The organism is Collimonas rhizosphaerae (assembly GCF_038896935.1).
GTDB classification, from domain to species: Bacteria; Pseudomonadota; Gammaproteobacteria; order Burkholderiales; family Burkholderiaceae_D; genus Collimonas; species Collimonas rhizosphaerae.
This window is the reverse complement of the sequence record NZ_JBANDC010000010.1, coordinates 52,048-76,503: the sequence shown is the minus strand read 5'-3', so window position 1 is coordinate 76,503 and position 24,456 is coordinate 52,048. Positions and strand designations below refer to the sequence as shown.

The 24,456-nt window shown below is 51.7% G+C and carries 30 protein-coding genes; 17 read left to right on the top strand and 13 right to left on the bottom strand.

What is annotated here, in order from left to right; translation table 11 throughout:
- Nucleotides 1–9: 9 nt before the first annotated feature.
- From V8G57_RS15605 to V8G57_RS15590, 4 genes are all read right to left on the bottom strand, one after another.
- A complete protein-coding gene (locus tag V8G57_RS15605; RefSeq protein ID WP_342830146.1) occupies nt 10–414 on the bottom strand; it encodes an HNH endonuclease in 405 nt (134 codons plus the stop codon).
- Between the two features lie 657 nt (nt 415–1,071).
- Nucleotides 1,072–1,524: a hypothetical protein gene (locus V8G57_RS15600; RefSeq protein ID WP_342830145.1), complete on the bottom strand. Its 453-nt coding sequence runs from the start codon at nt 1,522–1,524 to the stop codon at nt 1,072–1,074.
- 34 nt (nt 1,525–1,558) lie between these two features.
- Nucleotides 1,559–4,108, bottom strand: coding sequence for a VapE domain-containing protein (locus tag V8G57_RS15595; RefSeq protein ID WP_342830144.1), 2,550 nt, complete (start codon nt 4,106–4,108; stop codon nt 1,559–1,561).
- A gap of 272 nt (nt 4,109–4,380) precedes the next feature.
- On the bottom strand, nt 4,381–4,893 hold the full coding sequence (locus V8G57_RS15590; RefSeq protein WP_342830143.1) for a phage regulatory CII family protein: 513 nt from the start codon (nt 4,891–4,893) through the stop codon (nt 4,381–4,383).
- A gap of 86 nt (nt 4,894–4,979) precedes the next feature.
- On the opposite strand from V8G57_RS15590, the gene V8G57_RS15585 reads away from it, so the two are divergent.
- From V8G57_RS15585 to V8G57_RS15515, 15 genes are all read left to right on the top strand, one after another.
- On the top strand, nt 4,980–5,288 hold the full coding sequence (locus V8G57_RS15585; RefSeq protein WP_342830141.1) for a hypothetical protein: 309 nt from the start codon (nt 4,980–4,982) through the stop codon (nt 5,286–5,288).
- On the top strand, nt 5,281–6,066 hold the full coding sequence (locus V8G57_RS15580) for a S24 family peptidase (RefSeq protein WP_342830139.1): 786 nt from the start codon (nt 5,281–5,283) through the stop codon (nt 6,064–6,066). The genes V8G57_RS15585 and V8G57_RS15580 overlap by 8 nt, the downstream gene beginning before the upstream one ends.
- Before the next feature lie 327 nt (nt 6,067–6,393).
- Complete coding sequence (locus V8G57_RS15575) at nt 6,394–6,666, top strand: hypothetical protein (RefSeq protein ID WP_342830138.1); 273 nt, start codon at nt 6,394–6,396, stop codon at nt 6,664–6,666.
- A 9-nt stretch (nt 6,667–6,675) separates the two neighbouring features.
- Nucleotides 6,676–6,894, top strand: coding sequence for a hypothetical protein (locus V8G57_RS15570; protein WP_342830137.1), 219 nt, complete (start codon nt 6,676–6,678; stop codon nt 6,892–6,894).
- Nucleotides 6,891–7,172: a hypothetical protein gene (locus V8G57_RS15565; protein WP_342830136.1), complete on the top strand. Its 282-nt coding sequence runs from the start codon at nt 6,891–6,893 to the stop codon at nt 7,170–7,172. The genes V8G57_RS15570 and V8G57_RS15565 overlap by 4 nt, the downstream gene beginning before the upstream one ends.
- A 24-nt stretch (nt 7,173–7,196) precedes the next feature.
- Nucleotides 7,197–7,826: a PRTRC system protein E gene (locus V8G57_RS15560; protein WP_342830135.1), complete on the top strand. Its 630-nt coding sequence runs from the start codon at nt 7,197–7,199 to the stop codon at nt 7,824–7,826.
- A gap of 9 nt (nt 7,827–7,835) precedes the next feature.
- Entirely contained in the window at nt 7,836–8,225 is a 390-nt protein-coding gene (locus V8G57_RS15555; protein WP_342830134.1) for a PRTRC system protein C, read from the top strand.
- Nucleotides 8,222–8,458: a hypothetical protein gene (locus V8G57_RS15550; RefSeq protein WP_342830133.1), complete on the top strand. Its 237-nt coding sequence runs from the start codon at nt 8,222–8,224 to the stop codon at nt 8,456–8,458. The genes V8G57_RS15555 and V8G57_RS15550 overlap by 4 nt, the downstream gene beginning before the upstream one ends.
- Nucleotides 8,455–9,477, top strand: coding sequence for a PRTRC system protein F (locus V8G57_RS15545; RefSeq protein ID WP_342830132.1), 1,023 nt, complete (start codon nt 8,455–8,457; stop codon nt 9,475–9,477). The genes V8G57_RS15550 and V8G57_RS15545 overlap by 4 nt, the downstream gene beginning before the upstream one ends.
- Nucleotides 9,474–10,217 (top strand): PRTRC system protein B, encoded by a 744-nt coding sequence (locus V8G57_RS15540; protein ID WP_342830131.1) that lies wholly within the window; start codon nt 9,474–9,476, stop codon nt 10,215–10,217. The genes V8G57_RS15545 and V8G57_RS15540 overlap by 4 nt, the downstream gene beginning before the upstream one ends.
- Complete coding sequence (locus V8G57_RS15535; RefSeq protein WP_342830129.1) at nt 10,214–11,002, top strand: PRTRC system protein A; 789 nt, start codon at nt 10,214–10,216, stop codon at nt 11,000–11,002. Before V8G57_RS15540 ends, V8G57_RS15535 begins: the two co-directional genes overlap by 4 nt.
- 2 nt (nt 11,003–11,004) lie before the next feature.
- Complete coding sequence (locus V8G57_RS15530; protein WP_342830127.1) at nt 11,005–11,751, top strand: PRTRC system ThiF family protein; 747 nt, start codon at nt 11,005–11,007, stop codon at nt 11,749–11,751.
- Entirely contained in the window at nt 11,748–12,014 is a 267-nt protein-coding gene (locus tag V8G57_RS15525; RefSeq protein ID WP_342830126.1) for a hypothetical protein, read from the top strand. Before V8G57_RS15530 ends, V8G57_RS15525 begins: the two co-directional genes overlap by 4 nt.
- Nucleotides 12,011–12,220 (top strand): hypothetical protein, encoded by a 210-nt coding sequence (locus tag V8G57_RS15520; RefSeq protein WP_342830125.1) that lies wholly within the window; start codon nt 12,011–12,013, stop codon nt 12,218–12,220. The genes V8G57_RS15525 and V8G57_RS15520 overlap by 4 nt, the downstream gene beginning before the upstream one ends.
- A 284-nt stretch (nt 12,221–12,504) precedes the next feature.
- The gene (locus V8G57_RS15515) at nt 12,505–13,659 is read left to right on the top strand and encodes a tyrosine-type recombinase/integrase (RefSeq protein ID WP_342830123.1); all 1,155 of its coding nucleotides are present in this window, start codon (nt 12,505–12,507) and stop codon (nt 13,657–13,659) included.
- Here V8G57_RS15515 and V8G57_RS15510 read toward each other — a convergent pair.
- The gene (locus V8G57_RS15510) at nt 13,639–14,748 is read right to left on the bottom strand and encodes an FRG domain-containing protein (protein ID WP_342830121.1); all 1,110 of its coding nucleotides are present in this window, start codon (nt 14,746–14,748) and stop codon (nt 13,639–13,641) included. The genes V8G57_RS15515 and V8G57_RS15510 overlap by 21 nt on opposite strands.
- Nucleotides 14,749–15,056: 308 nt before the next feature.
- On the opposite strand from V8G57_RS15510, the gene V8G57_RS15505 reads away from it, so the two are divergent.
- Entirely contained in the window at nt 15,057–15,956 is a 900-nt protein-coding gene (locus V8G57_RS15505; protein ID WP_342830119.1) for a hypothetical protein, read from the top strand.
- Between the two features lie 187 nt (nt 15,957–16,143).
- On the opposite strand, the gene V8G57_RS15500 is transcribed toward V8G57_RS15505, so the two are convergent.
- From V8G57_RS15500 to V8G57_RS15480, 5 genes are all read right to left on the bottom strand, one after another.
- Nucleotides 16,144–17,193 carry a tyrosine-type recombinase/integrase gene (locus V8G57_RS15500; RefSeq protein WP_342830117.1) on the bottom strand — a complete coding sequence of 350 codons (1,050 nt, stop codon included), beginning with the start codon at nt 17,191–17,193 and terminating at the stop codon, nt 16,144–16,146.
- A gap of 208 nt (nt 17,194–17,401) precedes the next feature.
- A complete protein-coding gene (locus tag V8G57_RS15495) occupies nt 17,402–18,733 on the bottom strand; it encodes a hypothetical protein (protein ID WP_342830115.1) in 1,332 nt (443 codons plus the stop codon).
- A 91-nt stretch (nt 18,734–18,824) separates the two neighbouring features.
- Nucleotides 18,825–19,613: a hypothetical protein gene (locus V8G57_RS15490; protein WP_342830114.1), complete on the bottom strand. Its 789-nt coding sequence runs from the start codon at nt 19,611–19,613 to the stop codon at nt 18,825–18,827.
- Between the two features lie 75 nt (nt 19,614–19,688).
- Nucleotides 19,689–20,414 carry a hypothetical protein gene (locus V8G57_RS15485; protein ID WP_342830113.1) on the bottom strand — a complete coding sequence of 242 codons (726 nt, stop codon included), beginning with the start codon at nt 20,412–20,414 and terminating at the stop codon, nt 19,689–19,691.
- Nucleotides 20,404–20,892 carry a hypothetical protein gene (locus V8G57_RS15480; protein WP_342830112.1) on the bottom strand — a complete coding sequence of 163 codons (489 nt, stop codon included), beginning with the start codon at nt 20,890–20,892 and terminating at the stop codon, nt 20,404–20,406. Before V8G57_RS15480 ends, V8G57_RS15485 begins: the two co-directional genes overlap by 11 nt.
- Before the next feature lie 461 nt (nt 20,893–21,353).
- Here V8G57_RS15480 and V8G57_RS15475 point away from each other — a divergent pair, with 461 nt between their 5' ends.
- Nucleotides 21,354–21,557, top strand: a complete 204-nt coding sequence (locus V8G57_RS15475) for a hypothetical protein (RefSeq protein ID WP_342830110.1) — start codon at nt 21,354–21,356, stop codon at nt 21,555–21,557.
- Nucleotides 21,558–21,607: 50 nt separating this feature from the next.
- Here V8G57_RS15475 and V8G57_RS15470 read toward each other — a convergent pair whose 3' ends face one another.
- The 3 genes from V8G57_RS15470 to V8G57_RS15460 all read right to left on the bottom strand — a co-directional run bounded on the left by V8G57_RS15470 (nt 21,608) and on the right by V8G57_RS15460 (nt 24,184).
- Nucleotides 21,608–22,138, bottom strand: coding sequence for a hypothetical protein (locus V8G57_RS15470; RefSeq protein ID WP_342830109.1), 531 nt, complete (start codon nt 22,136–22,138; stop codon nt 21,608–21,610).
- Between the two features lie 34 nt (nt 22,139–22,172).
- The gene (locus V8G57_RS15465) at nt 22,173–23,108 is read right to left on the bottom strand and encodes a DUF2971 domain-containing protein (protein WP_342830108.1); all 936 of its coding nucleotides are present in this window, start codon (nt 23,106–23,108) and stop codon (nt 22,173–22,175) included.
- Between the two features lie 626 nt (nt 23,109–23,734).
- A complete protein-coding gene (locus V8G57_RS15460; RefSeq protein ID WP_342830107.1) occupies nt 23,735–24,184 on the bottom strand; it encodes a hypothetical protein in 450 nt (149 codons plus the stop codon).
- Nucleotides 24,185–24,456: the final 272 nt, after the last annotated feature.

Genomic DNA, 24,456 nt, shown 5'->3' with positions numbered 1-24,456 from the left:
TTTGGTGCATCAGGGACGCGGCGAGCGCCAGTGGTGATTCGCGTCGAGCGGCAAGCCGTTGACGTCGCAGCCCCGCAGCGTGCCGCTCTTCTCAAGCTGCTGCTTGGCGCCGTCGTGGCACGGCTTGCACAGTGACTGCAAGTTCTCTTCGTCGAAGAACAATGCTTCATCGCCGCGATGCGGCGTGATGTGATCGGCGACCGTTGCTTCAACTACTTGCCCGAGTGCCTGGTGCATCGCACATAGCGGGTGGTCGTTCAACTGATGCCACCGCAACCGATACCAGCGCTTGGTGTTGTAGAGATGTTTGTACGAAATTTTTGCCATCGAAAAGCCAAATGAAAAAGCCCCAATCGATTTCTCGATTGAGGCTCTGTTTTCTTTACCCGTGAGATGACCGCCATCTGGCATCATCTCAAGGGCGCGCTACGGCGGCACGTAAATTGTTGATGCAATTTTCGTTGCAATCAAAAAAATTATCAAGCGTTTTTTTCTGGTTCCGATTTTGAAGTTAGGCAAGTCAAATCTGACGGTGGCTCATCAGAATTTTCAGAGTAACTCTCTTGCTTATCCTCTATGTCCTATTGTCCCAGTTGTCCCAGTAAAAAAGAAAGATGATGCGTGTGCGCGTATACGCGCGTACGCGTGTGCACGCGCATGTGTACGCACACACACGTACACATGAGGAAAACACTGGGACAACTGGGACAATGGGACGAACCTTTTTACCCTGAAAATATGGCGTCCGTCCCATGTCCGTCCCATTGGACGGAAGCACTGGGACAATGGGACGAACCCAATGTTTATAAGGCCGTAGCTGTTTTGACGAACCAATGCATTCACCCCGTCAAAATGACGTGCGCCCCAGGTCCGTGCCGTTGGACGGAGACACTGGGACAATGGGACGGAGCATGTTGTAGGACTGGTCATCATCAAATTTTTGTGTGTCGATAGCACTCGTTTTTATCCACAGGACATCGCATCTAAGCGACATCAAGCGCATATTGCCAGACGCTGAAATTCAGCATCTGGCGCAATTTGTTCAAGGGGGAAGCGTTCGGCGATCACATCTCAAGGACGCGCTACAGGGTCGCGTGAATGCGTACCGCCGATTGTAGTGGAATCAGAAAACGTATCAAGATTCTTTTTCAGGCTCACCTTCGCGCGGGCCAGCAGCAACGGCACACCCAATCGTCGCAGGCCAAGCTTGCGCTTGATCCAATGCTCCGGATACTGGTACACGAACCAAAACTTCAGCGCCTGCTTTTCGTCAAAATCCAACATTGCCTTCCAGGCCGCTTCAACCATCCAGCCATCCAGCTCCTCGACTGTAATGTCGGCACGCGGCGGCGCTGGCGCCACGGCCGCCTCTTTCTCACTGATACGCGATTTCAAGTACAACTCGGCCCAGAACGCGCAAGCGCTGCCACCTCTACCGCGCACGTACAGCACAGTTCGGCGCCAATTATTGAGCCGCTTCTCAAGCGTCACCGCTTCTGCGGCATCATCCAGCATATTTATCATGTTCCTCCTATTGCCCTCTATCAGATCAAGTACGCTACAACGGTCCGTCGTCAGGTTCCGGCGTATCGCTAGCACTCTCCGGCTTCACATACATCCACTCACGTTTGGTGCCTCCTGCACCCGATCCTCGCTTACGTAACCACCCGAGCTGCGTCATGCTTCGGCCGACGCGCTGCTGCTCCGGCATCGTCCACTTGGAAATATCCAGTTTCAATATGTCGCGCAGGATCTCAGTAATAGTGACCTGCTTGCGTCCCAGCAACCCCTTGGTAATTTCATCGGTATATGCATCGTTGATGAAGCGCGATTCCTGTTCGCCGCGGAACATCTCAACATCTGCCGGCGTTTCCCACCATGCTTCACCGCCCTTGAATGCGGTAACTGCCTCGGCCCATAGCTGATCACGCGCTGCGCGTAGCCCATACAGGTTGATCTCGATAGCCCGGACTGGCCAATAGCGCCGATTCCCGGTCTCATCCTTCAGATAGACGTATTTATTGGTGGTGCCCGCGAATACTTGCTGGCGCGGCACGTCGCTGGCACGCTTGCCATAGAAATTCCGATAGCGGTCGATGTATTGTCCAAAGAACTGCTTGGCGGCTTCCGATTCGGCCTTGTTGAACGAATCCATCTCGGCCAGTTCGATCACCCAGCGGCCCTGCATAATCGCGTAACTGTCCTTGTCTCCGAAGCGCAACGGCGCATCGGTGAACCACTCGCCCCCCAATACCTTCAGCGCAGTCGATTTATACAAGCCCTGAGAGCCTTCAAGAATTAGCACGTTGTCGACTTTGCAGCCAGGTCGGTAGATCCGAGCGACGGCGCCAATCATCCACTTGCGCCCGACGCGCCGCACATACTCGCTATCCTCGGCCCCCAAGAAGTCACTCATCCAATGCGACAGGCGTTCAACACCATCCCATTTCAACGGATTGAGGTACGCGCGCACCACATGATGCGACTGCAGATCGGCCACCAGCAACACTGCCTTCATGACGATATCTTCGCGCGGGTGAAAGCTGTATTTCTGCTGCATCCACAGTGCTGTACGTAGGTCGTCCATATCGCTCCACTCGCCCAGCTCACCCTTGTCGAATGGCGGTGGCTTGAGTTTGACGACATGCCCGCTAAACTCCTCATAGGCGATGACGCCGGCCCACTCCTCACTGTTTTTGAGTATTTCGTAAATGTTGTTCAGCACTGGAAGGATGGCGCCTTTGTCGGTGCGCGCCAGGCGCGCTTCCCACCGCAGTATGCTGTTTTCCGGATCGCTGTCAGGCGGATTACCGGCATCCGACATCGGCGCTTCGCCAGCGCCAGCGTCGGAAGGGGTGGATTTACTTTTCTTCTTGCCGGTGCCCTTGGACTTGAGCTCGATCACGTTGGAAGATGCAGCAGCGTCTTCCTCGCGCTTGGCAGTCAGCTGCGCGGCTTCGGGTATCAAGCCGGCCATCATCGCTGCCGAGACCTGATCCTTGACGGCCGCAAGCCCCTGCTGCACATGCAGGTCGTTAAAGTCAGTCCACTTGGCCTCGTCGCGATCGGCGAACAGCGGCCAGGTCGCAGATGCATTGCCAACGATTTTGCAAGCCATCAACGCGCTGGCAATGCCGGCGTTTTCAAACTTGGCGGTGCGGGTCTTCCCGGCCGCTGCAACGGTCAACTGAATGAACTGCACGCCGGCATGGTCGTGCAGATACTCAGCCTTGATCAGGGAAACAATCCCTTTGGACGATGTCAGTTCGCGTTCGATGCCGTCGACCTCGATAGCAACGTCGATATCATGGGTCTCCTGCAATTCGATATGCAGTCGCTGCACCAGCTGCCAGTCGTCATCCGCACAAAACAGGATATGGGCCTTCGGATGGCGCGCGCGAACCATGCGCGCCACATCCAGCAAGTTTCCGGCGTTGAATGCAACATAACCGGGCAGCGTATCTTCCATCGCCATGCGGACGGACCTGGCCGTGGCATAGCCTTCGGCAATAAAGACAATGCGTTCGTCAGCAGCCGGACGCCCTATCGGGCAGCACGCTGCTTTCATTGCCATGTGCTTGTTGAACAGCTTTTCGCCGTTCGCGTCAATCTTTTGCAAGCCGACCAGCTTGACTTCGTCGCCCACGAATTTGACGGCCGGAATGAGCAACACGCCGTCCTTGCCATACCGCATCCCTGGCGCACTAATCTGCTTGCGCTCAACATACGGAGAGATGCCTTCGGCAGCTGCCCCCCGCCATTGCTGGGCAGCACGGTTCGCCGCCCATTGGGCCTGTTCCGCTTTTTTTTCCGCGTTGCGCTCTTCCGTTTCGCGTTGCTTCCTTTCCAGCGCGGCACGTTCGTCAGCACTGATACCGGTCCAGTCCGTTTCAATCTTGACTGGATTGCTTTCCTGCCCCTGCCAAATGCCGAAGGCGCCGGAGTACGAAAACTCGCCGTTCTTCAACTGCATTTCATGCAGGACGTACCAAGCCTTTTTACCGCGGCCGAAGCGGCGAATCTTGCCATCATAGAGTGGATGGCCGGCCGGCAAAGGCGGCATTTTTGCCGCCGCCATTTGGTCGATTACCTGATCAAGCGTTGCCATGGGCCTCCCTGGCGCCATGCGTCAAATGAGTGGAATGCAGCTTATGTGACATGTATTTCCTTTCGGTTATGACTTTTGACGCAGCAGGGGCCATTGGATGCGGACCCTGCGTTCGATATCGTCAATGAATTCGGATGGGTGTTTCTTGCGCATCAGGGCAAGAAATGCGTGCCGACGCTCTTTGGTTGGCAGATTGCAGATGTGTCTCGCTAGGCAATCAAGGAGGTAATCTTCAGACGTGGTGTCTACCGATGCTGTCTCGCCCATATCACCTACTGCACTGCGTCGGGAATCGGGCCGCTGTCCGCGACGGTTCTGGCGCGAACGCGTTCTCGCCATTCAATCAGCGCGCTCATGGCTTCAGCAAAGTCCCGCTCGATCAAGTCAAACTCAACATGTGTGATCTTCCTATCTTCCAGCGCGCCAGAGACGCTATTTGCAACCTCGCCTATTTCCTTGACCACTCGATAGATATTGGAGGCCAGCTCGTCGTCGCTCAGGCAGGATGCAGTAGGCACTTGAAATGAAACCAGGCCGAGCCGCCAGTTCATAGCACGAACCGCAAGCAGCGCATCGTCGCGCCGCGCCTCCTGGCACAACTCCGTGATTTCTGACACCTCCTCAAACGACGCGTAATGCGTGCTGATTGCTGGGCTCAGCTTGTTGCGCAGGACATTCACTGAAATGCCCATGCGCTGGGCCAATGCCTCCAGTCCACCGGGATAGCCACGCGCTTGTTTGTAGAGCGCATCGTGCTGATTCATTTCCAAATATAGTTTTGTCACGGTAAACATCCTTTGTTATTACCGGTGCGCCAATTCGGCTCACCGGATATTCTGGGAACACTGATTATTTGAAGTGGGTTTTAAGCATGAAAAAAATGATGACCACGCGCCGAACTGGGGAAAATTACACCTTCGTTGCTCAGACGCCGCCCCCACGTATTGCCTCTGACCTACCTGGGCGCATTTGGGGTGGGCCTCAAATGAGGCATGAACAGGTCCGGTCTATCGACCTTTTGCTGTGCAGGAATTCCGCGGGTCATCCAGTTTTGGACGCGCTGCACGCCCCCTGGTTTGTCGAATCCAAGGATTTCGGCAACCTTCGCCGGACCACCAAGGTCAAGAATGAGAGTCTTATCGTCTTTATCGGTCATGCCGACATTAAACACTATGTTTAAATTTGAGGCAAACAGTTTGTGTAACAACAGTTTGTTTAAATCGGGCACTATCACGCGCATGCATGAAACAAGCAAAAGACTTTATGAGGCAGCAGCTGCCTTGCGCGACGTGCGGGACCCGAGTTCGGTTGCCCGCTTAATCGGCGCGTCCCCACAAACCTTGAAAAACTGGGAAAGTCGCGGCGTCTCCAATCAAGGCATGTTTGACGCCGAACGGGTAATCGGTTGCCGGGCAGCCTGGATTCGCACAGGGGAAGGCCCCATGACCGCCGACGAGTCCACCACCGTAGACGAAAATATCACTCAGTACTTGCCAAAAGACTACCGACGGGTGGTAGAGTACGACCCTGAAAATGATAATTACATTGAAATTAAAAAAGTTAAATTGAAGCTGTCAGCAGGAATAACAGGTTTTGCAATTGAGCCGGAGGGTGACCAGGGTCGTCCGATTGTTTTTCGCAAGGAATGGTTTCGCAAAAATGGCTACATCCCAGAGAAATTAATTGCTCTGGGCGTGAAGGGCGAAAGCATGGAACCAACCATGTCGGACGGTGACACTGTTGTTGTTAACACCGGTGACATCGCGCTGAAAGATGGCGAAACGTATGCCATCAATTACGATGGTGAAGACATCATCAAACGTCTCGTGAAAGACTACGGCCGCTGGTTCCTAGTGTCAGACAATCCCGACCAGAAGCGCTACCATCGGCAAGAATGTACCGGCGCCACTTGTATTGTTGTCGGCCGAGTGATTGTGCTTCAACGCGAAAACTTCTAACCTCCGCCCCGCTCTCCCATCAAGCCCGCCTCATGCGGGCTTTTTTATCGAGATAGAAAACTATCTGTTTATAGCAATAAGATAGTTTTCTATCCATCTCACTCTCCCGCAGCATTAAATATATGAAAATTGTACTTATTTTCATTTCTATATAACTATTTGATCTAATTTAAACATCATGTTTTAAACAAACTGTTTGAGTGATTTTTAAACATAGTGTTTAATAACGCCATCAACAAACCACTTGTAGATGGAGATCGAAATGCAACTCGCGAACACAACTTTATACGGCCGTCAATTGCACGACACCGCCGTTCAGGCGGCTGCATGAGCGCCACGGCCCGATATTTCAATCGCCACCCGTTCCAGGGCGGTCTGCTGATTGTCATTTTGTTCTGCGCAGTAACCGCGCTCGAACACGACGACGAAGTGCGCGCTGAGGCATATCAAGCCGGCTTACTCAGCGGCATGAAATTGGCGGAAGAAATCAACGTTCACGACAGCGACATCGGCTTGCAGTTGGCCGACCTTTGCGGCCAGGAATGGCGCGACGTTCCAAACGCCAAGCAAGCCAAGAAACGCGCCTGCGGCCCGCTGTAGGCAACTTTCATGACGATCAATCACACCATCCCAGACGCCGAATTGCAGCGCGCATGGCGTGAATGCGCAATCGTCGGCAAATCTTTCAAAGAAGCCATGGCAGTACCGGCCCTCGCCATTGCCATTCGCAACAAGGCGGTCAGCAACCAGCGCCGCCACCAGCAACTCATCGATCAACAGCGCTTTGACCGGAAGCGTGCACAAGCTAACGACCTTTTCGACCTATGACCAAACCACCACTTTTCCCCTCGCAATATCGCGAGGGAACGACCCTGGCCGTCCGTACTTATAGTCCGCACGACCCCAGGGAGTACAAGGATTATTCGCCGATCTCCATCGGCGCCTTTCGAGTCCAGCGCCAACCGCTGCCTGGTACGCCAATGACGCACTATCGCATTTTCCTGCAGGACGCCCTGATCGGCATGCAAAGCAGCTATCCCACCGAGGCCGATTGCCTTTCATGGGCAAAGCGCCACAGGCTCCACCAGCCCTTCTCGACTATCTGATTTTTCACCACGCAAAGGACCGCTATGTTCTCAGCATTACAAGCACTTACGCAGAAAGCCACACTGTTGATCGTCGTCGCGGCAGAAGGCGAACTACTGCGCGTCAGCATTACCCCCACCATTACCGGCAAAGATGCTGACCAGCCGCTGCATCCCATCTCGCTTGTGGCCACACCGGCGGAACTGGATGCCGGTTTCGTGGAAGCCTTGAACGCCTGGCAGGTGCCGCGCCGTTCTTTGATCGAGCAGGTAGAGGCCGCAGCTGCCGCCAGCGATGAAAACAACGATAGAGCCAAGAAGCCAGCCGCAACGAAGACAACCAAGCCACTGACGCCAAAACAGGCGGCCAAAGTCGCCAAGACAGCTAAGCCGCACGCAGAACCTGAAGTTACGGCACAGGGCACGCCTTCGGCGACGCCAAACGGCACATCCACTTCCGATGTCACACCGGGTGATCTGGTCGGATCAGGTAGCACGCCATCCCCAACTGGGGTGTTTATCAGTACCACTCAATCCGCAGAACCTAACGCCATGCCCCCGCGTGCGGCCGACAGCAATGCAATGCCGCCAGATGCTCCAGGAGATCCAGTGGTGCCGGCAGAATCCGCGACCCAAGGTCCTCCCGACGACAAATTCACCATCGATCTATTCTAAGGAAGCGTCATGCAAATTCAAGAATTGCAACGAGAGTTCAAATACAACAGCGTCAAACTTGCTGATCCGAATCCACAGTTCACACTCATGCAGGTGCGGGATTTTTTCTCGACTGTGTACCCTGAAATCATCAGTGCCGACATCGAAGGCCCCGATGTGGTCGGCAACAAGACCGTGTATTCATTCCGGCGCGCAGTAGGCACCAAGGGCGGAAAAAACTTGGACTATATGATCGCCGATCTGGCCACGCTGGTGCAGATCAACTGGTTGGAGGAACATGAAGCGGTGTTCGTCCGCGCCCTGCAAGAAAAATCCTCGCTAGACCTCGACGAAACCATGTCAGTGATTGCGTTGCATATTCGTTACTGCAGCCGAGAAACGGCGGGAGCACAGGCATGAAGCGCGGTAAATCGATGCCCGCTGCGGTTGATCTCGGCCCGGGCTGTCGTGACGCCATCCGTACTCTGGAGGAGACCGGCAACCTGCGGTCGACCGCTGCCAATAATGTGTTGCCCAGCGTTGCCATGAACGGTGTCGTCACCCTGGCCACAGATCGACTCATCCATCGCACTGGCAAGCGCCAGGATGAAGCCTGGTTCGCACCATCAACTTTCATGATGGTGCTGCCATGATGACCGCCTCGGCTTTACCGCTCCTGCCGGCAGACTTGCCCACCAGCTTCCGGACGGATGGAAACAGTCGTATTTCAGGGCCGTTGGCACTTGCAATGCTGCGGGCCGGCCTTATCCGCGAAGACGATCTGCATGGCAATGACGACGAAAAAACCCTGGTAGAAACCGTGCTGACTCGTTGGTGGCGCGAGATGACCGCCCCACTGCGGCTGTTCAAATGGAATTTGCATATACAGATTGTCGAGCATTATCAATTCGACCGAAATACGCCTGTGTTTTGTATTTCGGTGCAAAAAGGCGATATACCCCAACGCACGCTGGCGCTACGCGTGGAGGAACTCGAAGCCGAATGCACTGGGTTCGGGCAGACGGTAGTCGCGGTCTTGTACGATAGCCTGAGCTACTTGCCTGAAGTATGGTCGCCCATCAATGTCATGAGAATGGCGGAATCGGCCTATTGGGGAGGCAATGCAGATGAGAATGGCTGGTTCGAGGATAACATTGGCTGCGGCGAATACGCCTCGCGTGAGGAGTTCCTCGATGACGTCGGCAAGGAATCCTTGGTTACACGGGCAGAGCTGCTGAACGGCATGCCCGATTGGTTGCCTGCGGCAAAACGCGTCTGTCGACGCAAACATCTAGAACGTGCTGCTTGCAGCACGTTAGGTAAAGACGTCATTGCGGCGTGCGACCGCATTCACGCACTGGCACACTCATCCAGTTTTTCTATCGAGCCTTGGTCGTTCGCTGTTGACGTCCAGGCCGACGCGACTGAGGCATGTCTTTTCCTGCGCTGGAACGACGCCGACAGCCTGGTGCGCATCCTCGATGACTACATGCACGGCGCCTACGAATCCGGCGAATATATGGAATGTGTTGCGGCAACCAACGTATCGACGACACCGCAGGCAGTTCACACATACTTCAGTAACGTTGAAGCGATGCTGCTGATGGCGAAAGCGGCCGAAGACTTGCTCTTGTTGATCAGCACTCCCGCCTCTGCCGGAGATCCAACATGAGTGCGGCGCCAGTCAAAATTATCGAACCTGATGCCACATCGCTCAGCCTACAGTCGGCCATCCTGCTCTATTCGTCCGGCCGCGGTGACGTGTATGCAACGGTCCATGCTATCGATACCCATCCAGAGCAACCGGAGCGCCGCCTGCTTGGGGCCGGCATTCCTGCGAGCAAGTCAGCACTCGCCGCATTTGCCGCGGCTGTCTCCGACGCGACTTCATTTACCGGCATGATTCCCGAGCGGCTGCTATACACCGCGCCTAACGCCATCGCCTGGTGGTTACCGTCGCAGGCCCGGCGCGTCTGGTTTAAGTCGACGGACCCGGCCATCGGCAGCGTGTCTGCTGTCGTCACACATCCTCCGTTATTCTTCCTCGTGGCGAACGATGCATGGTATATCGCCGCCTTGGCTGACAACAAGCGGCCGCTCGCCACGACCAAGCTATACAAAGCCCCCTACTTCAATGTATGGGACGGCAACGAGATCTGCACCGGGAATGTCGGCCTGCCTAGCCACACCTCGCCGGACGCGATCAAGGCATATGAAAATGCCTTCTTCCGCAGCAATTTCACTCATCCCAATCAAACCAAGCTGGTCAAGTATCCCGGCGACGCGACCGCGCTCTGGTCCGCTCAGCTGCGCGACCCGGAGCAGATATTGCTAACCGCCGACATATTGCAGCCTACCAAAGAAACCATTGCGCAGTTTATTGCGCGCGCCACGACGGAGAAATCACGATGAACGGCCAACAATTCCTGATCAACATGCAAAACCACTTTGACGCGATCGCTACAAACGTCTCGTCGCTTGAGGATGCGATCGAACAGCGCGCCTATTCCCGCCGGCCGCAAATTCTGGCGATTGATTCGAACACTCCCGATGATGACGACATGTTTCTCGGTGATACCTCCCTCTTGTCGCTGGCACCAGTCGCCGTAGTACCCAAGTATTCCGCATTTTCTCCATTGGCGAACAATGGCCACCGCTTCTTGTTGGCTGCCGACGGTATGTATCTCGAAGTCCGCCGGCCGTGGCTCTACGTAGTGCACCGCTTAGTCGAACAAACAGCCGTGACTATGCCCTTCGGCGAAATTGAACCCTGCACACAACTGGCGTTCGGCCGCATCAGTCACATCGTCCCCCAAATTCAGCAATTTGCGGCATCCGCCATCCGTGAATTACCCAACGAACATGCTGACATGTTGGTCTGGAATCAGACGGATAAAACCTTGTCGGATCTAAACGTCGCCATCTCTCATGCCACGCCTGGCTCATTGACGTACGAAGCACGCGCGCTAATGGATCACGAATCGCTTGCCGTCGATATCCACAGTCACGGCGCGGCGCCGGCATTTTTCAGTGACACGGACAACCAGGACGACGCCGGCAGCGTGAAACTTTCCGCAGTGATTGGCGACCTCGACAAAGTCCAGCCGAGCATCGCGGTCCGACTCTGCCTATTAGGCCTGTACTTGCCCATCCCTGTTCCCGCCGACAAAGTGTTTGCCGGACTGGAGGCGCTGTAACCATGCCGCACTTTACGCCATCAGGCTTTCTCGATCACCAAGTCGGCATCGTCCTTGCCGGCTGCGGCGGTAATGGTTCACAGATGTTGACCGGGCTGGCCAGGCTGAATCACGCTCTCGTCGCGCTTGGCCATCCAGGCTTGCATGTCACCGCGTACGACGACGACGTTGTCAGCGAGGCCAATATCGGTCGCCAGCTGTTTAGCCGTGCCGATGTCGGCCAGAGCAAAGCGGCCGTATTGATGTCCCGAGTCAATCATTTTTTTGGCACGACATGGAAATCTGAACCTGTTCGCTTCGAGGGCAACGTTGAGCCAGAGCTACTCGTTCTCTGCGTCGATAGTGCCGCCGCCCGCCGTCTTATTTATGAAGACTATCAGTCCGACTGGCATCACTCGTATGTTTTGGATGTCGGCAACAGAGCAGCTGACGGCCAGGCAATCTTCGGCGAATGGGGTGGACAGAACCGTCAGCCTAAAAAATCTCCAGCCGGCCATGTGCCTTTACCGGATCCCTATCAACTACTTCCAGAGCTGATAGATATCACTGTGCCAGAAGACGATACGCCTAGTTGCGGCCTGGCCGAGGCGCTGGAGCGCCAGGAGCTTTTTATCAACCAAGCCGTCGTGACGCCGGCGCTGGCCATCTTGTGGGAGTTTTTCCGCTACGGCCAGCTTAGCTGGCACGGCGCATTCGTCAACCTACGGACAGGCAGCAGCCGGCCGTTACTCGTTAAGGAGTCTCAGTGAGCACCACACAACAAAACAACCGGGTCGATGAGGTACAGCTGCTGGATGACCACGCGGTTGACCTTTTCGCTAAGGCGATGAAAGAGAAACTCGCTAAGAAGCGTCTACAGGGCTTCGGCGGATGGCATGACATCAGCACGCTCCGCGACGCGACGCTGAATGAATTGCTTCTTCGCGCAGTGGCTAAGGGTGATCCAGTGGATGTCGGCAACTTCGCAATGATGCTGTTCTGTCGAAACGACAACAATAAGGAATCAGCATGAGCCTCGCGCTATCAGAAATACTTGCCCAGTACCGCGCTGGCGAACGCGGCCTGCCTAGTTACACGGAGCTGGTGGAGATTGAACGGGAAATCTTTCGGCGCACGCACGAGCGACGTGATACTTGCCTTGATCAAAGTTTCACTTTCGATTCACCTATCGACAACGAGGGGGCTGTCACAAAAAACATCTGCGAGGTCGGGAAATGAAAATTCCACCTCCATATCTTACCGAGGCGGAAATTCGGGAAATTGTCGCCCCACTGCGTCAACCAGCTGCGATCGTACGCTGGTTTAGAAATAGCGGCTTCGACGTCACGGTCCGGCCCAACGGGATGCCACTAATCACTCGCTCGAACTTCGACGCAGTTACGGGCGGCATTGCAACGACGACCCGAACTCAGCCGCATGGTGAAGCACCAGACGTAGCCGGGTATCTCAAGAGTCTCAGCAAACGAACGCAACAAAAATTGTCTCAGCAAAAAGCATAGAATATGACAACAGGCCGCAAACGAAGCAATAACCCACTGGGTCTCCCGGATAGGGTATACGCAAAACATGGTGCCCTCTACTATGTCCATCGCGATAAAACATGGGAACGGCTAGGCACAGATCTGGCCGAAGCAAAACGGAAAGGAAATCTATACAACGATCCTGACAGTTCATATGGAACGATGGCGTACTATCTAGATTCGTTCATCGTCCATTGTGAGAAACGAGTTGCAAAAAACACCCTGGCGACGCGCACGTACGAGGACTACAAGCGGAACGTGGAAATTCTGAAACCATTTTTTGGCAGGATGACGCCTCCAGGAATCGAACCTAAACACGTCGCACAGTACCTGGATCTCGGTGTCGACAATGATCGCCCAGTTCGCGCCAACCGGGAGAAGGCCTGCCTGTCGGCTTGCTTTACCTGGCTAATTCGCACGGGCGAAGGCAGCATCAAGGTAAACCCATGCTCCGGTGTTCGACGGAACAAAGAAACCCCCAGGGAGCGATACGTCGAGCACAACGAATTTCATGGCGTACGCAAACTAGCCGTTCGCCAGGTTCGCGGCCTCATGGACCTCATCTATCGAACACTGCAGCGTCCGGAGGACATCATTCAGTGGACGCCAGCAGAAAATATCGTGGTCAAACGCGAACCTGACGGTAGCACGCGGCGAGTCATTCGCAATGATCAGGGAAAGACAGGTGCAATCGTCGATATAGCGATCACGCCAGATATTGACGCAATCATCAAAGACTTGCGTATGGACGGAGTGCCTGCAAATTCCGATATGACACTGATTCACCGCATGGATGGTGAGCCTTATACATACGATGGCCTATGCGCAATGTTGCGTCGATATGTAAGCAAAACACCAGACAACAAACAACGCAAGTCGAGGAAGGAGCCGATCGCGGGGTTCGGCTTTTACGATTTAAAGGCGAAAGGAGCCACCGACATGTGGCTGTCCGGAATTCCACTAGAGCAAATTCAAGTGCTGTGCGGGCATGACTCAGTGACGACAACAGAGATATATGTAAAATGCCGCTGGCGAGGCACAGTAGAGCCCAATCGAGTCAAGATGGAGCATGAACATGTTCAAAGCAAGCCGCAGCTAAATTGTACTTTGGCAGAGTCAGAAAAAACGCTCTTTTAATTCTTCACAGCTTCCGTCAAGCCCCGGAAACAATGACCCGGCCGTTACGCCCATCATGCTAAGTTCCCGCATGATGGATGGGCGGTCCCGAATGGACAGGTCAAAGACCTCCAAATATTTACGCGTCCCGTCGTTCTCACGCGTACGGATGTAGCGTTCGATGTCATCAATGTTTGTTAAGATCGACATCGCCTGCTGAGGAATCATTCGTTCGTTGTCAATTGCCAGGAATTCATAGGCAGATATATGTAATTTCAACGCGTCGAGCTTTGTTTCCTCGGCGTATGTCTCCTGCCACGCCTGCTTATCAAATTTATAAATTCGCACTCGTTGTGTCTCTTCTGCGACCGCGGCTTGAGAATTTCGAGAGGACCGATACGCGAAAAAAGACGCTACATACGGCGAGAACGACCAATCTAACAATGGGGTTGGGTAGCCGTGATGTTGGGCCAAGTGTAAAAATGCGCCGTATTCCTTGGGGTCTTGCAAATTGAAGAAATGACGCGTACGACTGCTCAAGTATTGATGAAGCGCGGGGATGTCTTGATATGCATATCTCGTAAGATCTGCCCGGCCAGTTCGGTGATACGTTGTTCGTAGTCGTTTTTGATCGCTTTGACCTCGAAACACAAATCTCCGCGGCTCCAGCCCGGCTACCATTCGTTTGAATTCATCCCACGTTATTGGGTTTTGAACATATTCAGACTCGGTCCCGGCCGTTGTTCGGGAAAGAACTGCCTGCCCCTCATTGCCGATGTCCGAGACCCACTTTAGGGTTAGATGCTGCGCATCCCAACTTGCTGTTACTTGGAGCGTTTTCGCAAATTTGGTGCCCGGATATCGCGGAGCGACGTCGTCCCAAGCCATGAAGAATCCAGTATTCGGATCGGCCGGACCAAGCGGCACAGAAAATTGAATAGGATTCGACTGCGATAGCGTATCGAAACTCCCTACAATAGTAGGCGTTAGCTCAACAGGGCCAAAAGCCACCGCTCGGCCGGCAAATCCCGACGTTGTTTCGTCAACATCAATTCGCAAGAAGCCCTTCATTGTTGGATTCTGAAATTCGCCGAACCATTGCCCCTTCATCTGTCCTCCTGTGCTTTCATTTGTAACTATGCGATCCAATAGACCTGGACATTTTCATTTGGCCGTCGCCATAACATCATATATTACCCCTGGCCAATGGATCTTTGCACGATTAGGGGGCCGAGAAGACGCGCACATTCATACGAAAGCGGTTGGAGTCCACTCGACGTAGACATGACGGAAGCAACTCCAACGGCGGCCGACTACTCTCGGGACCATTAGTCGCATCAAAAATAAACATCGTCGTCAGCTAAAATAGCAAAGAATATTATCAATAAAACCGAATAATTTTCACTTGGGAATCGCACATGGAGCTGGTCAAAATTGTAGAAAAATTAAACGCCAAAGTTTCAATTGCGAATCTATATCAACGATCCGTTAAGGACACCGTTGAAAAGGAACTGGCCGCTATTGAACGTTACGTAAAATCTCTCGACGAGGCCGGCATACTGAATCACGGTGAGCGCCGGGACAATATGGCTTTCCTTACTGCCGAAGAAGGAGAATGGAAAACGTACGGATATTTCACAAGTACGAATGACGACAGGCGACGTCAATTTATTTTGCATAAAAATAAACAGTACCAGTGGTTCCTGGTCAATGTATTTGAAGCATTCGAGGCCTATCTAAAAGACATATACGCATTTGCCGGCTATGTCGATAACAATTTGTGGCCACTTGCCGATTTTGGCAACATCTCGCTCGATGAACTGCCCGGGCAGAAATTTGATTGGTTCTTGAAACGCTCAAAAGCGAAAAAAGGCAGTTTTCCTGAAAACATTCTGAACCAGCTTAGATTAAAATTTCCCAGAATCGCCAAAGTAGAGTCCGAAAATCACTTCGGCATAAATCTTAAACTTATTGTATTTTTCGTTGAGCATCTCAGACATGCGATCGTCCATACCGATGGCGTTGTGCAGAACAAGCAGAATTTTATTGACTCGATGTTCGAAAAATCCGGTTTGTCGTTCAGCGACGAGAAGAAGAACTATCACGTAAAGTTTTTGTTAAATTTCTTCGACACGGGAGAGCATGAAAACACCATCTCGTTGATTGAAAATCATCTTGTGGATACTGGCTCGGGTATGCATTGGAACCGGTTGAACGCACTGACTGATTTCATAATGGCGTATGCAGACGTTATAGCAAAGACTTTAGACGCTCACGCACAGCCACTACAACTGTCTAAACATAGATCTACCCCCTAGCGTTTATGCGGCTCTCCAAGGGGTCAACAAGATCAATTTATTAGACGCCGATCTCGGCAAAAACCTATGTGCCATGCGGGCTAGAGCCGCGAAAGACTGTGAGCCTGTTAATCCGCAGGTCCCTGGTTCGAGTCCAGGTCGGGGAGCCAAGATATATAAGGGGTTGCATGTAAATGCAGCCCCTTTTCTATTTGTGACCGTGACGCAAACGTGACAGGCTCACCACGTTCCCACCCCGCCCTTCTTCGATCCTAGACGCCGCAGCTTGCAAATGCTCAGTTGCAAATTTCGCGTAACGATCCACCATCACACGCGACTTCCAGCCGCCTAAATCTTTCAGCTCATCACAAGACGTTCCCGCCTGGCGATGCCATGATGCCCAGGTATGCCGGAGATCATGGAATCTGAAATCTTCTAGCTCCGCTTTCTTAATCGCGTTATGCCATGCGGTGTTGGTAACGTCCCACCCTATGGGCTTGCCGCGATAGGTAAAACAAGATTGCGGATGCAGGCCAATTTGCTCCTGTAAAACGACGACTGCATCGTGATTCAATGGAACACCTCGCGGCGTGCCATTTTTGGTTTGATTCAGCCAAGCGGTCCGCCTGGATAAATCCACCCTGTTCCACTCCAATCCAGTAATCTCTCTTGCGCGCAAGCCTGTAGCTAAAGCAAAACGAACCAGTGCAGCCAAATGCGATGGACAAACTTGAATCAACCTCTCAGCTTCTTCGCGTGTCAACCAGCGGTCCCGCTCAACTTCGCCTGACAACATGCGGATTTTAGGAAAATTGTCGATCCACTGCCATTCGTCCCTTGCCATATGCAGCAGGTTACGAATCAGCGCCAGATAGCGATTCACCGTTGCGGGCTTGTTGCCCCGCTTCAGCTCTCCTTGTGCGATGGTCCACACCACATCCCCGCTAATTTGATTCAGGGTGAGGCCACCGACATAGGGATGAAGCTGGCGGCAAATGCGCTGCACATCTCTAAAACTACGCAAGCTTGCTTTTAATTCGAGATACCGGACAACGGCGTCTTGCCAGGAACGCTCGGGCTTAATGCCGAAATGGGCTTCGCGGTAGGCGTCAAGGGTGAGCTTGGCGAGATACGCTTCTGCTTCTTCGCGGCTTTCAGTCCCAGCGCTTTGGCGTAGGCGCTTGCCGTTGGGGAGGGTAACGTTAATCCAATAGAACCGGGAATCCGGTCTTTTGAACACTCCAATTTCTCGAGCCATAAAGTTTCCCTTCCGGCTCGCCCTCGCTGCTTATAGTCGTCCAGCCAAGCATCTAAGTCAACCGTATCGTACACACAGCGGCGACCAAATTTTACGCAGGGGACTCCCAACTCATTGAGCAAGGTGACCCCGATGCCAAGATAATGGGCGGCCTGCTCCCTGGTCAGGCAACGAATAGCAGGCAAAGGCAAGCCAGTGTCATCCACGATTAATAGCCTTGCGTTTGCCTGCGATATTCCTTAGCAATCGGATCATCCTCCGTTGCACCAGGCGTTGGCGTATTCAACGCCGTGTTGTACTTGCGCTGGAGGACTTCGACTTTTTCTTGGAATACGTCCCAATGACTCAGTCCAAGCCCATACGCCTGATTGTCTAGCACGTTAAACGCGGCATCTCCCAACGCAGCCAACGCCGCATCGAAGTTCTTAACCCCGTTCAATGCGCCAATCGAAGCCATCGCGCTTAAGGCACGCCTTCCCACCCACTCCTTGCTTGGCGCACGTGACGGCGAGTATTCACGCAAGAGCGAACCGCCCTGGGATTCCCAATCAATCGACGACAGCGCGATCCAGAGCGGATGGATCGGCCAACGGCTACGAGTTCGGTCCGTGTCGCTTGGCATGGTCAGCTTGAGCCATTCGGTCGTGACATAACTCCACAGGCCGTTGAGATTGTCGAGGACGCCAGGTACGCTATTCAAACCAAGCTGATCCAGCACCTCCCGTTTGAACTGAAATTCTAGTCGCCACACCGGTTGCACTGCATCCCATCCTGCTTCCCGCCATAGCGGTTCAAGGTAGGTCTTGCCACTCTTTTCAATTTCAATGCGCTTGTTGTACAGGCGTGCCATCAACGCACTGCCCGCGCCGATGAGCCAGCCGGTAAAATTTTGATCCTGCGCATATTGGCTGACACCACTGGCTTTTGTGACCCAGGCTGTGCGGCTCCAGCTTTCCATATCCACCGACGAGGAGAAATCGACGAATAAATCGATTCTGCTGACCTTGGGCGGGTTAACCTCACCGAGCTGGTACAGCAGGCTACGCAGGTGCGCTTCTGCCTCTGCGGGCGTCTTGTGGCACAGATAATGGCTTGAGACTTTGGCGTAGGCCATCGGCAATGCTTTGGCGTGATGAGCCGACAACCGAATCTGAAACGTATTGTCTTCGATGGTGAAGGGAAACAAACCCGAGCTTTTATCTTTGACCTCGAAGATATGCTCCCCTAGAGGGTATTGAGCTTTGGCGGCGAGGCCATCACGATCCTGAGCCAACTTCTTGAGGGCGCGTAAATCACTATCGACCGTTTCGGATAGTTGACCTGGGTAAGACAAATACAGGCTATCAACACCCCAGCGTAAGGCCTGAAAATATGGAGGTTTGCTGTTATTGGGTACTGTGTTACTAGGCGGCGTACCCAGGGTTCCGTCGAGGTTTCCCCCGCGCCCGGCAATGCCGGCCACAGAGGAAACCTCGACGGCTACTGGAACTGCGTCCGATTGACTCGGCTTTCCTGATTTGTGACGTGATGACTTTGACATAAAGTTCTCCGTTTCGGCAGGCAGACATTTGTTTCCTGCAACGGATATGAACTTTATGGATCAAGGAGTCGTGGAGCGACCATCTAAAAAGTCATTTTGGAATGGTTTTCTTGTGACGAAATTTTCGGATCAATTCGTTTAGATTTTTCTCTGCGCCTGGATTGTCGGCATAGACATCCAGCTCGAATGCAAGAGATCGAATCTCGGCGTTAGGCCGATCCAGAAGCCCTGACTCCAAAAGTATCTGCATTAGAACCTTGAATTTTTGAAGATATCGGGCCTGTTTCCCCGTTTTTCCTAGAAGAGCATTCTGAAGTCCGCTAAAGAACTTAGCATCTGCTTGAACCACCGCACGACTAATACGGTGTGCCGCAGTCTCACTGGTAATAGCAACCGGATCAACGCGAATAGCATTAAACAACGCTTCATCATTACCCTGCGAATTAGCAATCGCGAGCAACTCATTGAGGTAGTAGCCGTACAGCATAAGACATTCGAACGTCCCGAATAGGCCGTATAGCGCACCCAGCAGATCATGAATTTCAAACTGCTTACCCGCTCCACCAGCCCATTCTTGATATTCGGGATGATCATCCAGCTTCGCCAGTTCGGCCATCGGATCAGGTGCCTTGGCCGCCTGGACAACGAAGTCTGTAAGGCCCGCAACGGCCAAAAAGAGAGCCAGTTGCTCTTCTATTGGATAATCGTACGCGTTGCCCCACGCAACTCCTGGCTTGAAAAATTGGGCTGCCTTTTCTGGTTTCGCTGCCATTAGGGCCGCCAACTCCGGCCTTGCCTGCTCCAAAAATGGAACGAACTGGATTAGCTGGCGGATCTGATCGATAGAAAGTTTTCCAAACCGCTTTACTTCGTCTTCCATATGGACCCTATCACCGCGTGAACAGGATCAACGCTCAATTTACTCCGGAAAATTTGGCTATCGTGCCCTGCGTGACTAGATAGCATGCTTCGAAAACACGTTTAAAATTAGTGTTTCTATATGGGAAGTTACCCTGTGTTCGCCAAGCCTATGATTATTTGGATGACCGCAGGCATTCCGCAATTTCAGACAATGCTCCAATTCATCTTTTGTATTTTTTCCAATTACTGAGAGACCGTGGAGTACTTGGAGCAAGTCGTACTCCTTCATCTGCGACAAATCATCTATTGTCTTCGCAGTTTTCCACTTAGGAAATCTCCTGATCGCCTCCGCGTTAAATTCAGGTAAATGATTCACCAAGATCACTTCATAGAAAACAGAGACAGCTCCTACCCAAGATAGAACCACCGCGGACCGGTAGAGATTCAGTTCTAAAGCAGCAATCGCCTCTTCCACAAACCCCCTTACGTTTGGGCTTGAGATGCTACTCGCATACCTTCGAAGCGTTGGTTGAACGACCTTTGAAGGCCCCCCCGTCTGTATCCCAAGGCTATCAAGCAAAGATAGCCCCGCCTCAGTCAGTGCCCAGCCATCCGGAAGTCTGACAACAGCCCCGTCGAGATCTTTCAATAACTGAGAGATGTTCCAATTCTTGGAGTCACGAAGTCCATTCGCAACCGCCAATTCACGGATCTCTACAACGGGCTTTTCTGCCCCCTTCGTGGAGGCCAATAAAATAAGTATTTTTTCTTTTCGAGAAAAGCTTTTGTTAGACAAAAGATTTTTGAGATCAAGCTCCACTTAGCTTGGCCTCAATCCTCGTTTTCTCTTTGGCATCCAAAGCATATACATCTGCAGCGGTTTCCAAAAGCTTACCTCCTTTTACCAAAGTCTTTAAGGACGCACTTAGATTATTGTTGTAGGTAGTTTTATAAAAATTTGAGGCAAGTTTCATTTCACCTAAAATATTTGATCTGCTGTATTTATCAGCCCCCTTAACTAGGCAGAGATGTGCGCACGCCGCCAGTACCAACTCCGCCCCGCTACCAACACCTAGTTTGGATGCAATTGTATTTGTAGTCATTTGCAATGTTTTCCCGGCGGGATCGGCAACAGAGGGGAGAACATCTGCCACCTCATCATTCTCATCATTTACGTTCACAGATGAGATGTCGCCAAGAAGTTCGATTAGTTTAGGTAGCTCTTCCCGCATATAGTCTTCTGAACCCTCAAACTCAATTTCAGTGCTACCCACCTTCACCCGTATCTTGCTCACCATTGCGTCCTCCCTTTATTTGAAACATTTTCATGCTTATTGCACAAATGTAACTATATTATCGTGCGAATACAACCTCGGATCTACGAATGATCCCGATCCGATATTGTAAAAAGGGATCCATATAGAAAAAATATCTATATAGCAAGTATAAAAAGGAATTAATACCTATCCAAGTTGAACCTAAAAGAGCGTGACAGTTTTGGCGAGCATCAACAAAACGTGACGAGTGAGGGCGAGCCAATAGTCAATTAAATCAATGAGTTAATCAAACTGTTAATCCGCAGGTCCCTGGTTCGAGTCCAGGTCGGGGAGCCAGAATACTAGTAGTAATAAAAACAGTGAGTTACGACGAAAGTCGTAGCTCATTTTTTTTTGTCCTAAATTTAGGAATAGAGGTAAGTCTTTGAGTTATCTCGATTTTTAAGATATTTTTATGGTTCGAGTCCAGATCGGGGTTACCCATGAAAATCGACACCGCAAAAGGAAAGAAGAAAAAGCGAACTTCTCTGAATGAGAGTTCTATCAAGCAAATGACGGTTCGATCCAATCTTCCCGAGGGCGCAGAAATTGTCGATCTCAGCGAAATCTTTGTTCAGCTATTTCGCAAGCACATAGAGAAAAATCTATTTAAGAAAGCAGACTCAAAAAAAACAAAAAAAGACTAGACGCAAAATTCATCCACGAATACTGTCTTTGCCATCTCAGAGACGAGTATTTAACGATACCAGAGCCAAGGTTTCGGTGCCTCGTAAGTCTTCCTTGTCCGATTTCTCAACGCATCTAATAATGGCACTCCGCGCTCCACAGCAAGATCAATAGAATGCAAAGCCAAGCGCAACTGTCCAAGTAATACTACGTCTGTCATGACAGCATGCCCTTGCCCTACTATCTTGACAGATACACGAAATGCTCGAATTTGCTGGTATGTATATACCATGTCCTCTACCATTTCACTTTCGAGCAATCCCAACTTATCGACAATGGAGTCGAATAAAGGATCTGTCGGGGTATCTATCTCAGGAAATGGGAAACGCTCTGCCTTATCCTCAATACGCTTTATTCTCCCCTGCAATCCCTCACGCAGCGCCGGAACTGCTTTAAAATGCGAGCTCAACTCTCCGGCCAAGGATGCCGCAACCGCAGTTCCATCCCGAAAACGACGAAAATCTTCTGCTACAAAATTCGTGATGTATCCAACTATCAATGCACCTGAAACAGCGATCAATGCCGCAAGAATAGCGCCCATGATTTCCCCTGTTTTAAACGTTATATGCCGCGCGTCATTCCTCAACATCGCCATGTCTTATCTTCTCCATACTTTGAAGATACGATTTCAGTATTCCGGCACTTTCGTAGACTCGATAGGGATTACGAGTAGCAGCCTCCTGTTGATGAGATTCATTGATTAGGCACCACGAACACGCGTCGGTCCCCATCTTGATTGGCTCATTACATCTCTGGCAGAACGCCGAACTTTTAACCAATCTCTCGTCGTCGAATAGATAAGGAATTTTCTGAATATTAGAGAAATATGGTGTCGCAGAACTTCTACCTACCTTCATTTCATAGTAGTCACACCCAATTTTTTCCGCGCGCGCTCGCAAGGTTTCAATCGTCTGTTTAGAAGCGCGCGGACCGCAAATAAGTGCAGTGATGCAGTTATGTGGGACTTCAATCAGGATAAGGTCATCAGATTGCTGTGTCTCTGCCGGATTAGCAATCATCCTCCGCTCGACTTCATAGCTCCAGCACGAATTCTTCGTAAAGTACGCTGCGCTAAACAGTGCTTGGTGGAAGAAATACATATGCCGACCCTTGCCAGTACCAAAAGCGTGAAGCAGGTGGTCAATTACCGACTCTTTCGCGCTATCTCTATAGTCCATGTCCCCAAACGAACTATCGGGAAAACACTCCGCAAGTTTTTCCTCATCTAGCTCTATGGCAAATCCCTGCAGGCTCTGAGCGTAATGTGCCCACATTGGAATCACTGACGGTGAACGGGAAAAGCAAGTCGTTGGCCATTGCGGAACTTCGTCCACTGCCTCAGCATAAAAGGCGAGAACGTCCGGCTCCTGGTCGAAGTCGATGGTCATGAAGAGTTCGTATGGGTCATTAAAATCCCGTGGATATGAACACTTCAATGAAATCTTGTCGCCGCTCGAGAATATCTTGTCGATATAACTTGATCCAACGTATTTATAAAGTTTTTTCGTCATGACCTCGAATTTTCCACGTTGCCATTCAAAGAGCCGACGTTATAGCCATGTGGTTGCCAAACTGGCTGTTGACCTACTTGTGGAACTCCCTCCAATATCTGAGCAGCGTATAAATGCCTTAAGCTGCCTCAACAGCCTCATCCCACCTGCGTACAAGTCTGGCTAAGTGCTTGAAATAAAACTGAGATTGCCGCAAATATTGCGGCTCTACTATTCCACTTAGACTGCAATCTAATAGACAAGATCAAATTGTGCATATCTACATCACCTTCGCCCGTACCCATCGTAAGAACTGCAACACCTGGCTTCTTGCGCGATTTAATACGGCTCGAAATAACCCAAAACACTGCGGACAAAATACCAGTTACAACGGACAAATGTGACAAAATAACCATTACTCATCAACTCCTTTATTAGGATAATCCATTCAATGCTGGCACAGCCAGGAACACCCCCGCTAACTCATGACAAGACGAGACGGTGCAACCAGGTTTCCAGCTCAGGAACTACCAAACTCAAGGTTTCGGTGCCAAGTAATTCTGCTTTGTCCAATTCCTCAACGCGTCCAACAATGGAGCCCCGGGCCCCAAAGCAAGGTCCATTGAATCCAAGCCAAGTCTAGATTTTCAGCCAATTGCAATGCCTGCATCACAGCTCTTGAACACATTGCCAGCAATTACAGCCCCGCCAAGATTTGTTGCCAGAGGTCCGGCGTCAAGGAGGAAACGATTCGGCAAATACATGTGGACTTGGACATCTAATTCAGCTTCTTGAACACCTCGGCGTTGGACCCGCGCAATAAGTCGCCCCGAAGAGCGCTCCGTCACCGAGTAAGTTTCGTGACCAGTGTCTATGCCGTAATTTGCCTGGTCGCCTTGAGCAACGATTCCCTTTTTGAAAGTCGCAACTCGCTGCCCCATCGAATCGAAGACCTCAAAATCGATACCGAGCATGCCATCGTCTTCATTACGACGAACACGAAAGATTGGCGTTCCTTGATAAACAATCAGGTTTGGCGTATCGATATAAGTATTACCGCCAAGACGAATTGAAAATTCTTTTTCGACTTTCCACATACGACTCCCTTTCAGTTGACTGAGGCCTGACAGTATTTCAATAGATAATAATATCGTTATATCAACAACAATACTGACACACAGTATGCGCCGTTTCCAGTCTTTATAAACAACTTGACACTTGAGTCGACAATGCTGCTGTCGATGGTTCACTAAAGTAGATGGGAACCTAGCGGTCAGTGGGGGACCAATTACTACGTGCTGATAAACCCTGCTTGCGAAGAGCTATTCAAATTGTCGAGTCGTGCAAACGAAGCGATGGAAAAACGTTA

Coding starts and splice junctions, on each gene's coding strand:
- V8G57_RS15605 (WP_342830146.1), bottom strand. CDS start 414: ATGATGCCAGATGGCGGTCATCTCACGGGTAAAGAAAACAGAGCCTCA.
- V8G57_RS15600 (WP_342830145.1), bottom strand. CDS start 1,524: ATGATAAATATGCTGGATGATGCCGCAGAAGCGGTGACGCTTGAGAAG.
- V8G57_RS15595 (WP_342830144.1), bottom strand. CDS start 4,108: ATGGCAACGCTTGATCAGGTAATCGACCAAATGGCGGCGGCAAAAATG.
- V8G57_RS15585 (WP_342830141.1), top strand. CDS start 4,980: ATGAAAAAAATGATGACCACGCGCCGAACTGGGGAAAATTACACCTTC.
- V8G57_RS15580 (WP_342830139.1), top strand. CDS start 5,281: ATGTTTAAATTTGAGGCAAACAGTTTGTGTAACAACAGTTTGTTTAAA.
- V8G57_RS15575 (WP_342830138.1), top strand. CDS start 6,394: ATGAGCGCCACGGCCCGATATTTCAATCGCCACCCGTTCCAGGGCGGT.
- V8G57_RS15570 (WP_342830137.1), top strand. CDS start 6,676: ATGACGATCAATCACACCATCCCAGACGCCGAATTGCAGCGCGCATGG.
- V8G57_RS15565 (WP_342830136.1), top strand. CDS start 6,891: ATGACCAAACCACCACTTTTCCCCTCGCAATATCGCGAGGGAACGACC.
- V8G57_RS15560 (WP_342830135.1), top strand. CDS start 7,197: ATGTTCTCAGCATTACAAGCACTTACGCAGAAAGCCACACTGTTGATC.
- V8G57_RS15555 (WP_342830134.1), top strand. CDS start 7,836: ATGCAAATTCAAGAATTGCAACGAGAGTTCAAATACAACAGCGTCAAA.
- V8G57_RS15550 (WP_342830133.1), top strand. CDS start 8,222: ATGAAGCGCGGTAAATCGATGCCCGCTGCGGTTGATCTCGGCCCGGGC.
- V8G57_RS15545 (WP_342830132.1), top strand. CDS start 8,455: ATGATGACCGCCTCGGCTTTACCGCTCCTGCCGGCAGACTTGCCCACC.
- V8G57_RS15540 (WP_342830131.1), top strand. CDS start 9,474: ATGAGTGCGGCGCCAGTCAAAATTATCGAACCTGATGCCACATCGCTC.
- V8G57_RS15535 (WP_342830129.1), top strand. CDS start 10,214: ATGAACGGCCAACAATTCCTGATCAACATGCAAAACCACTTTGACGCG.
- V8G57_RS15530 (WP_342830127.1), top strand. CDS start 11,005: ATGCCGCACTTTACGCCATCAGGCTTTCTCGATCACCAAGTCGGCATC.
- V8G57_RS15520 (WP_342830125.1), top strand. CDS start 12,011: ATGAGCCTCGCGCTATCAGAAATACTTGCCCAGTACCGCGCTGGCGAA.
- V8G57_RS15515 (WP_342830123.1), top strand. CDS start 12,505: ATGACAACAGGCCGCAAACGAAGCAATAACCCACTGGGTCTCCCGGAT.
- V8G57_RS15510 (WP_342830121.1), bottom strand. CDS start 14,748: ATGAAGGGGCAATGGTTCGGCGAATTTCAGAATCCAACAATGAAGGGC.
- V8G57_RS15505 (WP_342830119.1), top strand. CDS start 15,057: ATGGAGCTGGTCAAAATTGTAGAAAAATTAAACGCCAAAGTTTCAATT.
- V8G57_RS15500 (WP_342830117.1), bottom strand. CDS start 17,193: ATGGCTCGAGAAATTGGAGTGTTCAAAAGACCGGATTCCCGGTTCTAT.
- V8G57_RS15495 (WP_342830115.1), bottom strand. CDS start 18,733: ATGTCAAAGTCATCACGTCACAAATCAGGAAAGCCGAGTCAATCGGAC.
- V8G57_RS15490 (WP_342830114.1), bottom strand. CDS start 19,613: ATGGAAGACGAAGTAAAGCGGTTTGGAAAACTTTCTATCGATCAGATC.
- V8G57_RS15480 (WP_342830112.1), bottom strand. CDS start 20,892: ATGGTGAGCAAGATACGGGTGAAGGTGGGTAGCACTGAAATTGAGTTT.
- V8G57_RS15475 (WP_342830110.1), top strand. CDS start 21,354: ATGAAAATCGACACCGCAAAAGGAAAGAAGAAAAAGCGAACTTCTCTG.
- V8G57_RS15470 (WP_342830109.1), bottom strand. CDS start 22,138: ATGGGCGCTATTCTTGCGGCATTGATCGCTGTTTCAGGTGCATTGATA.
- V8G57_RS15465 (WP_342830108.1), bottom strand. CDS start 23,108: ATGACGAAAAAACTTTATAAATACGTTGGATCAAGTTATATCGACAAG.
- V8G57_RS15460 (WP_342830107.1), bottom strand. CDS start 24,184: ATGTGGAAAGTCGAAAAAGAATTTTCAATTCGTCTTGGCGGTAATACT.